Genomic DNA, 11,360 nt, shown 5'->3' on the forward strand with positions numbered 1-11,360 from the left:
GCGAAGGAGGTCCGCGATCGTGATCGAGCGTCAGCGAGTGATCCAGTGGCTCAGCGCGTCCTTGTGCGCGACCGAGCCGAGCGTGGGCGAGGCGCTGTCGTGAACGAGACGGCAGTACCGATCGCGATCGGTCCCACCCAGCCCGCGCCGACGCTGCTGGAGAAGGCGGTCACCGAAGGCGGCGCGACGCTGAGCGACCTCGCCGACGCGAGGGCGTTGATCTGGTCGGGCGGGCCAGGGGAGTTCCCCGAGCGGCTGCCCGAATCCATCGAGTGGGTGCAGCTGCCGGCGGCGGGCGTCGAGGACTGGTTCACCGGGGGTCTGATCGCGCGTCATCCGAACGTCCGGTTCACCTCCGCCGCAGGCGCTTTCGCCGCCAGCGTGGCCGAGCACGCGCTGATGATGCTGCTCGCCGGGGTGCGCTACCTGCCGGAGCACCTGCGCGCGGGCAGCTGGCGCCAGCAGGACTTCTTCCCGCACGTCGACACCCTGCGCGGCAAGACGGTCACCATCGTCGGCGCGGGCGGCATCGGCCGCGCGCTGATCCTGATGCTCGTCCCGCTCGGCGCGCACATCATCGCGGTGAACCGGTCCGGGCGACCGGTCACCGGCCCAGGCATTCCGCCGACGGTCGAGACGATCTCGGCCGAGCAGGTGTCCAAGATCTGGCCGCGCACCGATCACGTGGTGGTGGCCGCGCCCGCGACCGCCGATACCCAGCACCTGATCAGCGCCGAAGTGCTGGCCCGGCTCAAGCCGTCCTCGTGGGTGATCAACGTGGCCCGCGGCAGCCTGGTCGACACGGACGCGCTGGTGGCGGCGCTCGCCTCCGGCGCGATCGCGGGCGCCGGGCTCGACGTCACCGACCCGGAGCCGCTGCCGGACGGGCATCCGCTCTGGGTGTTGCCGAATGCCATTGTGACGCCGCATGATTCGAATCCGCCGCAGTTGCGTTTCGCCGCCTTCGCCGACCACGTCGAGGCGAACGTCGTCCGCTTCGTCGCGGGACGCGAACTGCTCGCCCCGATCGATCCCGCTCGCGGCTACTGACCACTGACACCAGCGACGGCCGGGGTCCTCCTGGCCGTAACGAGAGCGCGCCCAATCTGCCATTGACAAATGGCACATTAACAGATGATCCTTGGCAGCATGACAAGGTCAACGAGGACCTCGGTCCCCGGCGTTCCCGCCGCGCCTTCCCTGCGCGGCGGTCTTGCCGCCGCGGCCGCCGAGTACGGATTGCGGCCGCTGAACTGCGCCATTCCCCTGAACACGCCCGGCATCTGGTTCGCGCGCAACCTGATCGCCGCGATCATGTCGGCGGCCGGACCACCCCCGTCGGGCACCATCGCCGACCGGGGTCGCGCAGGCGCGGTGCGCGGCGAGTGGGTGCGAGCCCCGGCTGTTCCCGAGGCCGACCTGGCGTTACGCCGGGCCGCGCAATTCCTCGGCGCGGCGTTGGCCGCGCGCACCGATGTGGAACGGGTGAGCTGAAATGTTGGAAAGACTTGTCCCGCTGAACTTTCGATCGCGCCGCAGCCACGGCGCGCGGGCCGTGGTGACGGGCGCGGGCAGCGGCATCGGCCGCGCCTTCGCGGTCGAGCTCGCGGCCCGCGGCGGTCAGGTGGTCTGCGCCGATATCGACCAGGCGCGCGCCGAGGAGACCGTCGCGCTCATCGAGCGCACCCGTCCCGGCGCCGCGCACGCCTTCCGCTGCGATGTGTCCCGGCGCGCGGATGTGGAGGTGCTGGCCCGCTTCGCCGAGTCGGTCTTCGACGAGCCGGTCTCACTGGTGATCAACAACGCGGGTGTGGGCATCGGCGGAAAACCCGTGGGCGCCATCGGTTTCGCCGACTGGGAATGGGCGCTCGGCATCAATCTCTGGGGCGTGGTGCACGGCTGCGAGATCTTCACCCCGATGCTGCGGGAGGCGGGCCGCGGCGGCATCGTCAACGTCGCCTCGGCGGCCGCCTTCGCGGCCGCGCCTTCGATGGCCGTCTACAACACCTCGAAGGCCGCGGTGCTTTCGCTGTCGGAGACCATGGCCGCCGAACTGAGCGGCAGCGGGGTCGCTGTCACGGTGTTGTGCCCCACCTTCGTCGAGACCAATGTGGCCAGGGACGGCCGCATCACCGCCCAGTCCATGCGGCTGGCCGAAACCCTCATGCGCTGGACCGGTTTCACCCCGGAACACGTCGTACGCGTCACGCTCGACGCCAACGACCACGGCAGCCTCTACGTGCTGCCGCAACTCGACGCGCAGCTGATCTGGCGTCTCAAGCGCTACTTCCCCGCGCCGTACACCTTCGCCCTCGGCCTGCTGGAAAGGCTGCTGCCGCAGGACGAATCGACCGCTACGGACCGCTCCGCGGTCACCGACAAGACGGGAGTCTGACATGGCCGCCATCGCTATGGACTTCGAGGACATGCTCCGCAAGATCGAGGACCGCCAGTGGGCGCTGGCCGACATCGACTGGGACGCGCCCGGTGCGGAGACCATCACACCCGAGCTGCACGCGCGCCTGAAGCCCTTCATGGCCGATCTGATGTGGATCGAGAACGTCGGCGCTCGCGGTTTCGCGGCCATGGCCAAGAAGGCGCCCACCGAAACCCTGCGCGAGATCTACCGCTACTTCCACGCCGAGGAACAGAAGCACGCCAACGCCGAACTGGCGCTGATGCGCCGCTGGGGCATGCTGGACGGCGACGAGATCCCGCAGCCCAACGTGAACGTCAAGCTGGTCATCGACTTCCTGGACAAGTACTCCGACGACATGTCGCTGTCGTTCCTCGGCACGGTGATCCCGATGCTAGAGGTGGCGCTGGACGGAGCACTGGTCAAGTTCATCATGGACGAGATCGAGGATCCGGTCTGCCAGGAGGCGTTCAAGCGGATCAACGCCGACGAATCTCGGCATCTCGCGGTCGATTTCGCGGTGATGGACCTGCTCGGGCACGCCGAGATGCGCAAGTTGCTCATCGAGCTGATCGGCGGTTGGGTCAAGCCGACCTTCCTGATCGGCGTGCTGAGCTACGTGCCGCTGCTGAACAAGATGCGCGACAACATCGTCGCGATGGGCGTGGACGAGGAGAAGCTCTACACGGCGCTGAAGCGCTACCGCAATGTCGGCGAGCGCAGCGATTTCGCGCGCAGGCTGCCGATGTATCAGATCGTGAAGATGCACGGCGGCTGGGTGGTGAACCGAGATCACCCGTATCACTTGCTGGCAGACGCTCTGGTCAAGGTCACCGCGCGGGTGCCGAAGCGGTTGCTGCGCGGAGATCCCACCTGGGCCAAGGAGATCACCTACGAGCCCGCGGCATGAGAGACGACGTCATGACCACTACCCAGACGCTGGACGTCGCGGTGATCGGCGGCGGCTTCGCGGGCATCGGCGCGGCGATCCGCTTGAAGCAGCGTGGCATCGAGGATTTCGCCATCTTGGAGCGCGGCGCCGCACTGGGCGGCACCTGGCGCGACAACACCTATCCCGGTGCCGCTTGCGACATTCCGTCGCGGCTGTACTCCTACAGTTTCGCGCCCAATCCGAACTGGTCGCAGACCTATTCGGGCAGCGCGGAGATCCTCGGCTACATCGAGGGGATGGCGGCGCGGCATCGGCTGCGTCCGCACGTCCGATTCGGTTGCACCGTCACCGGAATCGTATTCGACGAGGACGCGGGCATGTGGGACGTCGCGATCGAAGGCGCCGCTCCGGTGCGGGCGCGCACCGTGGTACTCGCCTCAGGACCGCTGGCCAACGCGAACTTCCCCGCCATCCGCGGCTTCGAGACCTACGAAGGGCACAAGATCCACAGTGCCCGCTGGGATCACGACTACGACTTCACCGGCAAGCGGGTCGCGGTGATCGGAACAGGGGCGAGCGCCGTGCAGATCATCCCCGACCTGGTCGAGAAGGCCGCCTCGGTCAAGGTGTTTCAGCGCACGCCGGGCTGGGTGCTGCCCCGGGTGAACCGGCGCACCGGCCCGATCGCCAAGGGCCTCTACCGGCACGTGCCAGTGGCGGAATCACTGGCCAGGCGCGCCTGGTTCTACGGGCACGAGTCGGTGGCGCTCGGCGTCGTGTGGAACACCCCGCTGACCCGGGTGGTCGAACTCGTCGGACGGGCCCAGTTGCGCAGGCAGGTGCGCGATCCGTGGCTGCGCCGCCAGCTGACGCCGGACTTCCGCGCCGGGTGCAAGCGCCTGCTGATGACCGACGATTACTACCCGGCGTTGCAGCGCGACAACTGCAAATTGATCACCTGGCCGATCGCGCGCCTCGCACCACACGGCGTCCGCACCGCGGAAGGCGTTGAGCACCAAGCGGATTGCATCGTGTTCGCGACCGGGTTCGACGTGTCCAAGACCGGCACGCCGATCCCGATCACCGGCCGCGACGGCCGGGTGCTCGCCGAGGAGTGGTCGCGGGGCGCGTACGCGTACAAGAGCGTCGCCGTGTCCGGCTATCCGAATCTGTTCTTCACCTTCGGGCCGAATTCCGGACCCGGCCACAATTCGGCGCTGGTCTACATGGAGGCGCAGATCGACTACCTGGTCGAGGCGATCGGCGCCGTCCTGGATCGCGACCTGCGCATGCTCGACGTCCGCAGGGACCGCCAGGACCGGTACAACGCGGCGATTCAGCGCAGGCTCAGCGCGACCACGTGGAACTCCGGCTGCCGCAGCTGGTACCTGACCGACGACGGTTTCAACGCCACCATGTACCCCGGTTTCGCGACGCAGTACGTGCACCAGCTGCGCGATCTGCGGCTCGAGGACTATCACGTGGTGGCCGCCGACGCGGGCACGCGGGCGGCGCGGATCGCGGCGGTCTCCTAGCGAGCGCGTCGTCCGGCCTGCCGCAGCGACGCGAGCCCGGCGCGCGCCCCGCCGGTGCCCCCGGGCTCGTCTCGCTAAACTCGGTCTCTTCGACGATCAAGCTCGCGGGCCGCCGGGGTATCCGATGCGCCGCGGCGGGCGAGGAGGTGAGCGCGGTGGCCGAGTACCGGATCGACGATCTGGCTCGCGCGGCGGGCACCACCACCCGCAACGTGCGCGCGTACCAGGAGCGCGGCCTGCTGCCGCCGCCGATCGGCAAAGACGGCAGGGCCAGCATCTACGGCGAGGCGCACCTGGACCGGCTGCGACTGATCGACGCGCTGTTGCAGCGCGGCTTCACCACCGCGCACATCGCCGATTTCATCACCAGCTGGGAGACCGGCAAGGACCTGACCGAGGTGCTCGGCCTGCAACACGCGGTCACCGCGAGCTGGGCGAAGACCGAGACCTTCGAAGTGCCACGCGAGCTGATCGACACGCTGCTCGGCGCCGAGGCCGCCGATCTGGTCGCCCGGCTGACCGAGATGAAGCTGGTCCGCGTCGAGGGCGAGACCGTGGTGTTCACCGACACCCAGCTGCTGGCCTCCTTCGCCGAACTGCACGAATACGGCTTGGAGCTGCGCACCCTCATCGAGATCTACGCCAAGGTCGCCGACCGGATCGATGACATCACCCACATCATGATCACCGCGGCCAAGCAGCACATCATCGATGAGCACGGTCCGGGCTGGCTGCCGCAGACCAGCGGCGAAATCGCCGAGACCACAACGATGTTGAACAAGATGCGGGAGCTGGCCACCGCCTCGGTGCACGCCACCCTCGCGCGGTCGCTCGATGTGACGCTGCGCCGCGAACTCGGCGAGTATCTCGCCACCGCCGCCGAGCGGGAAGCCAAGCGCACCGGCAAACGCTCCTGAGGCGCGTTACCGCCGCGCGTACAGCACCGCGGCGCAGCCGTATCCGACGACGGTGTGAGCCCGAGGCACCACAGCACCGCCGCGACGGCCTGCCCTCCCCGACCGGTCGCCAGGAGACTTCGCACGGTGCCGATCACCGGTGTGGCGGGCTGATTCTCGTGTACCCAGTGCATTCACGTCGCGGCACGCTCGACGATGTCGGCCGTGCGCCGGGTCGCGTCGGAGCTCGAATGAAGCTGCGCCGCCAGGTTTTTCGCCCGCTGCCCGGTCTCCGGCGCGAGCAAGGTCCGCACGCCTTCGGTCAGCCGCTCCGCATCCAGCCGCTGGAACGGCAGGTGCGCGCCGACCCCGAGCCGTTCGACCTGACCGCCCCACATCGGCTGGTCGAACGACACCGAGCAGACCAGCGTCGGCAGGGCCGCGCGCAGGCTCTCGAAGGTGGTGCCGATGCCGCCGTGGTGCACGGCCGCGGCGCACAGGGGGAAGACGATGTCGTGCGCGAGCGGTCCGGCGACTCGCACGTTCGGGCCGGTTTCGGCGTTCGCGGCGTCCAGATCGCTCCATCCCGCGCTCACCAGCCCGCGCTTGCCGAGCCGCGCGCAGACCTGCTCCACGATGCCGAGCACCGCGTGCGTGTCCCTGATGGGCATACTGCCGAATCCGAAGTACACGGGTGGCTCGCCCTCCGCGATCCAGGCCAGCACCTCGCTGTGATCGGCGGCGAGCTCGCCCACCGCCTCGCGCGCCGAGCGCTCGAGCGGCAGGAAGCCGACCAGCGGCCTGCGTTCACCCCACTCCTCGGCCAGACCCGGCACCAGCGCGCGGTCGTAGATCTGCACCTCGGGCACGCCGCGGCGATCCAGCATGGCCGCGGTGCTCGCCACCGACCTGCGCAAGCCGAGTTCGCGGCGCAATCGGTCGAGGTAGCGCAGGAACACCACCCTCCGCAGGTTCTCGGCCAGCGTCCAGGTGGCGCGGTTGACCGCGGCGGGCGGACGCCAGTGCGGCGGCAGCGCGCCGGGGAACGGATACGCCCCGTTCCTGCGGCCGGGGAATCCGTGCATGGTCACCATCGGCACCCGCATCGCCTCGGCCACCGACGCGGCCCGATCCTCGGTGAGCAAGGTCGAGACGATGATGTCGGCGTCGCGGCAGACCTCGACGACCTCCCGGTTCATCCGCTCGGCGTAGCCGGCCATCTGCTTGCCGACCAGCTGCATCAAGCGGAAACTGCTGCCCGCGGCCAGCGCGCGCTGCCCCTCGTCGGAGGCGTACAGCTGCTGCACGTCCGGACCGCATGGGATCGCGGTCAGCCCGGCGCGTGCGGTGAAATCGGTGAGATTGGGCGGAGCGCCGACGGTCACCTCGTGGCCGCGGCGGCGCAGTTCCAGACCGAGCGCCACCGCGGGTTGCACGTCCCCGCGGGTGCCGGTCAGCGGTATCGCCACCTTCATGCCGTCGCCTCCAGCCGGTCGGCGCGATTCTCCCTCATCGGACCTCCTGCGTCCGTACGGTGGGGCCATGCACGTCGCGTTGTTCACCGACTTCCATCCCGCCACTCTCGGCGGAATCCAGACATCGGTGAACGCCCTGCGGAGCGGTCTGGCACGGGCCGGTCACCGGGTCACCGTCGTCGCCGCACCCACGCCGGAATCTACCGAACCCGACCCCGACGTGGTGGTCCTTTCGGCACTCGCGGGCGTGCGGGTGAACGGATTCGCGATGGTGCTGCCGACGCCGGAGAACGGTCGCCGCATCGACGCGGCCTTCGCCGACCGCGATCCGGTCGACGTCGTGCATCTGCACACCACCTACGGCGTCGCGATCGCGGGGCTACGCGCCGCGCGCCGCCACGGGATTCCGGTCGTGCAGACGGTGCACAGCCGCGACGACGCGTTCATCCAGCACACGTCGCCGGCGCCGTACCTGTCCGCGCTCGCCGTGCGGATGCTGCACGGACGCTTCGTTCCGCACCGGGAATCGTTGTCGCGCAACAACGAAACGCGCGCGGCGCGGCACGCCTGGCACACGATGGTGAACCACGCGCGCGCCGCGGATCGGGTGATCGTGCCGACCGAACACTTCGCCGACCGTTTCCGCGCGCACGGGCTCGACCGCCCGATTCGGGTGATCTCCAACGGTATCGACGACGCACTGCTCGACGAGGCCCGCGCCGCCGCGGCCACGCACCCGGACAGCGGCGAAACGAACGAGTCCACAGCGACTTTCACCGCGGCCGTCGCGGAAGACCCAGCGCCCCTGCGGGTGCTGTGGTGCGCGCGGTTGTCGCCGGAGAAGCGGCTGATGGAAGCCATCGAGGCCGTCCGCCGGACGCCAGGCTGCACGCTGGACGTCTACGGCACCGGTGAGCTGGCGGCGGCGGCCCGCGCCGCGATCGAGAAGGGCGGGCTCGCGGACCGCGTCCGGCTGCACGGCGGCGTGCCCCAGCTCGACTGCCTCACCGCGATGGCGGCGCACGACGTACTGCTGTTCCCCTCCGCGGGATTCGACACCCAAGGCATGGCACTGCTGGAGGCCGTGGCCATGGGGCTGCCGGTGGTCTACTGCGATCCCGATCTCGCGGAGACGGTGCCCGTGGGCGGCGGTGTCCGGACGCCAGATCCCTCGGCGGACTCGATCGCCACGACGCTGCGCGACCTTGCCGCCGATCCGGCGCGGCTGATCCCGATGCGAAAGGTACTGAGCGAGTATGCCGATACGGCTCGGCAGTCGCGGCTGACCGACCAAATCGTCGCCGAATACACCGAGCTGACGGGCGGTGCCGACCGCACCGCGGCGCAGGCGGCCATTCCCACCGCTCCCGGTCGTCTCCCGCTGCTCGGTCACAGCCTCGCCGCGTTGCGCGGCGGGCTGCCGTTCGTCGCCGGGCTGGCCGAGATCGGGCCGATCGTGCGCATCTACCTCGGCCCGCGGCCCGCCTACGTGCTGACGACGCCCGAGCTGATCCGCGAGGTCGGCTTCGGCGAGGCCGGGTCGTTCCACCGCGAGGAGCTGCGGGAGGCGACGCACGAGGTGATCCACGATGCCTCGAACGTGCTCAGCGGCGCACCGCACGAGCTGCGCCGCCGCATGATCGCGCCCGCGCTGCGTCAGCGCAGGCTCGCCGAGTACACCGCCGTCGCCGCGGAGCTGGCCAACGCGTGGGCAGCCGGACTCCCCGCGGATCGCGAGCTGAATCTGGTGGACGAGGCGCACCGGCTGGTGCTCGACATCATTTCCGCGACCCTGTTCACCGCCGACTTCGGCGCGTCGGCGAAACGCGAAGTGCGCGAGAACATTCCCTGGCTGCTCGGTCAGGTGATCCAGCGGGCCGCGCTGCCGCTGCCGGTGCGGCGGCTCCGGGTGATCGCGAATCGCCGCTTCGCCGCCAAGTCCGCCGCGCTGCGGGCGCAGATCGGCGCGGTGGTCGCCGAATACCGGAGGGCCGACCGGGATTTCCACGACGTGCTTTCGGGCTTGGTCCGCCACACCGACCCGGAGACCGGCGCGCGCCTGACCGACGACGAGATCGTCGACGAACTGATCCTGATGCTGGCGGCGGGCGTCGGCTCGACGGCTTCGATCATGGCCTGGGTCTGGCACGAGACCATGCGCAACCGCGACGTCGGCGACGAATTGCGCAGGGAACTGGACGATTTCGTCGGCAAGTCGCCCGTCCGGCCGGACCACGTGGTCGCGCTGCCGTATCTGCGACTTGTGGTGCTGGAGACATTGCGATTCTGGGGGCCGTGGGTGAGCACGCAGACCGCCGACGGGCCGGTCACCATCGGCGGCGTCACCCTGCCCGACGGCGCGATGGTGGTGTACAGCCCGTACCTCGTGCACCACACCGAGCGCTACTACCCCGCGCCTGAAACCTTCGATCCGGATCGGTGGTTCGCCGGACGGGTCGAGGAGATCGACAAGAAGGCGATCCTGCCGTTCGGCGTGGGAGCGCGGCACTGTCCCGGCAACAATTTCGCGGTCATGACCATCACCCTCGCCACCGCGGCGCTGTTCGCGCGCTGGCAGCCGACGCCCGATCCGAAGTATCGGGTGCGGCCGGCCACCCTCGATTTCGTGCCGTCGCCGTCCAAGCTGCCGGTCGTGCTGCACCGCAGGTGATCGGCCCCGGGCGACGATCGGCGTAGCAGAAGACAACCGGCGCGCGCCGGTGCGACATATCGTCGTTCCGGGGTCAGGGCGGTGCATATCCTTCGGACGACCGGGTGGGCGACGTACGCTGCTCGATGAGCGAGTGCGCCGACGACCGACCGATGGAACGGACCGCCCATGGCCTACGGACGAACCACGATGCCGCCCCTCCCTCTGCTGCGCGCCGTCGAACGCTTTCGTGCCGCGCTGGCCGTGCTGCATCGAAGGACGGTTCCCGGCCACATCGCGCTGATGGAGATGATGACGTCCGGCTGGCTGGCGCAGGCGATCGCGGCGGCCGCCGAACTCGGCGTCGCCGACGAGCTCGCCCGCGGTCCGCGACAGGGCGCGGAACTGGCCGCCGCGGTGGGCGCCGACGAGGACGCGCTGCACCGGCTGTTGCGCCTGCTGATCAGCCACGGCATCTTCGCGCAGCGGCGCGACGGCGCCTACCGGCTGACCCCGCAGGCGCGGGCGCTGTGCCGGGACGCTCCGGTCTCGCTGCGCGACGCGTCGCTGTTCTTCGGGTCCGCCCGGCACCGCGGCCACTGGTCGCATCTCACCGACGCGGTGCGCACCGGACGGCCGGTGCGCACCGGGGTGAACGGGATGCCGTTCTTCGACTACGTGCAGACCGATCGCGAGCTCGGCGAGCTGTTCGACAACGCCATGACGAGCATCAGCACGCTCGCCCTCGAACCGCTTTTGGCGGCCCACGATTTCGCGCGCTACGACACCATCGTCGACGTCGGCGGCGGGCGCGGCAGCCTGCTCGCCGAGATCCTGCGGCGCGCACCGCGCTCCCGCGGCATTCTGTTCGACCTGCCCGAGGTGGTCGCCGACGCGGCGCCGGATCTGGCCGAGCGCGGCGTGACCGATCGCTGCACGGTGACGGCCGGATCGTTCTTCGAGTCAGTGCCCGAGGGCGGCGACGCCTATCTGCTCAAGCACATCATCCACGACTGGCCGGAACCGGACGCGGGCCGGATTCTGCGCGCGCTGCGCCGCGTGATGCGACCGGACGCGCGGCTGCTGCTCGTGGAACTCGTACTGCCCGAGCACGATCGGCCGCATCCCGGCAAGTACATCGATATCGAGATGCTGGTGAACGCGGGCGGACGCGAACGAAGCGAATCGGAATACCGAGATCTTTTGGCGCGCTATGGCTTCACGCTGCTGCGCGTGATACCGACCGCGTCGCCCGACAATATACTGGAGGCCTGCCCGGCCGATCGGTAGCATCGTGGTAGTGCTCCAGAGGGGGAGGCCATGACACAAAACGAATCTCGCGATCGCTCCGAGGACCCGCGCGCACATTGGCGGCATCTGCCGCCCGAGCCCACGCGGTACATCGAGGAGATCTACGTCGGGCCCAGCGCGTCCGACCATGCCCTTCCGGCCGCCGATCCCGATCAGGACGTCATCCGGCGCTACGGCGGTTGACG

General features: G+C 69.6%; 10 protein-coding genes. 9 read left to right on the forward strand and 1 reads right to left on the reverse strand.

Annotation, left to right across the window (positions count from 1 at the left end):
- The first annotated feature begins 99 nt into the window (after window positions 1-99).
- The 6 genes from NX1_RS27595 to NX1_RS27620 all read left to right on the forward strand — a co-directional run bounded on the left by NX1_RS27595 (window position 100) and on the right by NX1_RS27620 (window position 5,760).
- Complete coding sequence (locus NX1_RS27595) at window positions 100-1,050, forward strand: D-isomer specific 2-hydroxyacid dehydrogenase family protein (RefSeq protein WP_068065401.1); 951 nt, start codon at window positions 100-102, stop codon at window positions 1,048-1,050.
- A 99-nt stretch (window positions 1,051-1,149) separates the two neighbouring features.
- Window positions 1,150-1,494 carry a hypothetical protein gene (locus NX1_RS27600; protein WP_157120119.1) on the forward strand — a complete coding sequence of 115 codons (345 nt, stop codon included), beginning with the start codon at window positions 1,150-1,152 and terminating at the stop codon, window positions 1,492-1,494.
- 1 nt (window position 1,495) lies between these two features.
- Window positions 1,496-2,395: an SDR family NAD(P)-dependent oxidoreductase gene (locus tag NX1_RS27605; protein WP_068065406.1), complete on the forward strand. Its 900-nt coding sequence runs from the start codon at window positions 1,496-1,498 to the stop codon at window positions 2,393-2,395.
- Between the two features lies 1 nt (window position 2,396).
- A complete protein-coding gene (locus NX1_RS27610) occupies window positions 2,397-3,326 on the forward strand; it encodes a ferritin-like domain-containing protein (protein WP_373864920.1) in 930 nt (309 codons plus the stop codon).
- 11 nt (window positions 3,327-3,337) lie between these two features.
- Complete coding sequence (locus NX1_RS27615; protein WP_068065409.1) at window positions 3,338-4,843, forward strand: flavin-containing monooxygenase; 1,506 nt, start codon at window positions 3,338-3,340, stop codon at window positions 4,841-4,843.
- A 155-nt stretch (window positions 4,844-4,998) separates the two neighbouring features.
- Window positions 4,999-5,760 (forward strand): MerR family transcriptional regulator, encoded by a 762-nt coding sequence (locus NX1_RS27620; protein ID WP_068065491.1) that lies wholly within the window; start codon window positions 4,999-5,001, stop codon window positions 5,758-5,760.
- 173 nt (window positions 5,761-5,933) lie between these two features.
- On the opposite strand, the gene NX1_RS27625 is transcribed toward NX1_RS27620, so the two are convergent.
- Complete coding sequence (locus NX1_RS27625; protein ID WP_068065412.1) at window positions 5,934-7,214, reverse strand: glycosyltransferase; 1,281 nt, start codon at window positions 7,212-7,214, stop codon at window positions 5,934-5,936.
- Window positions 7,215-7,281: 67 nt separating this feature from the next.
- Between NX1_RS27625 and NX1_RS27630 the strand changes: the two genes are divergently transcribed.
- From NX1_RS27630 to NX1_RS36585, 3 genes are all read left to right on the forward strand, one after another.
- Window positions 7,282-9,885 carry a cytochrome P450 gene (locus NX1_RS27630; RefSeq protein ID WP_084501807.1) on the forward strand — a complete coding sequence of 868 codons (2,604 nt, stop codon included), beginning with the start codon at window positions 7,282-7,284 and terminating at the stop codon, window positions 9,883-9,885.
- 168 nt (window positions 9,886-10,053) lie between these two features.
- Window positions 10,054-11,154, forward strand: coding sequence for a methyltransferase (locus tag NX1_RS27635; RefSeq protein ID WP_068065415.1), 1,101 nt, complete (start codon window positions 10,054-10,056; stop codon window positions 11,152-11,154).
- Window positions 11,155-11,184: 30 nt separating this feature from the next.
- Window positions 11,185-11,358 (forward strand): hypothetical protein, encoded by a 174-nt coding sequence (locus NX1_RS36585; RefSeq protein WP_157120121.1) that lies wholly within the window; start codon window positions 11,185-11,187, stop codon window positions 11,356-11,358.
- The last annotated feature ends 2 nt before the right edge of the window (window positions 11,359-11,360 follow it).

It is taken from the genome of Nocardia xishanensis NBRC 101358 (genome assembly GCF_001613365.1).
Taxonomy (GTDB): Bacteria; Actinomycetota; Actinomycetes; order Mycobacteriales; family Mycobacteriaceae; genus Nocardia; species Nocardia xishanensis.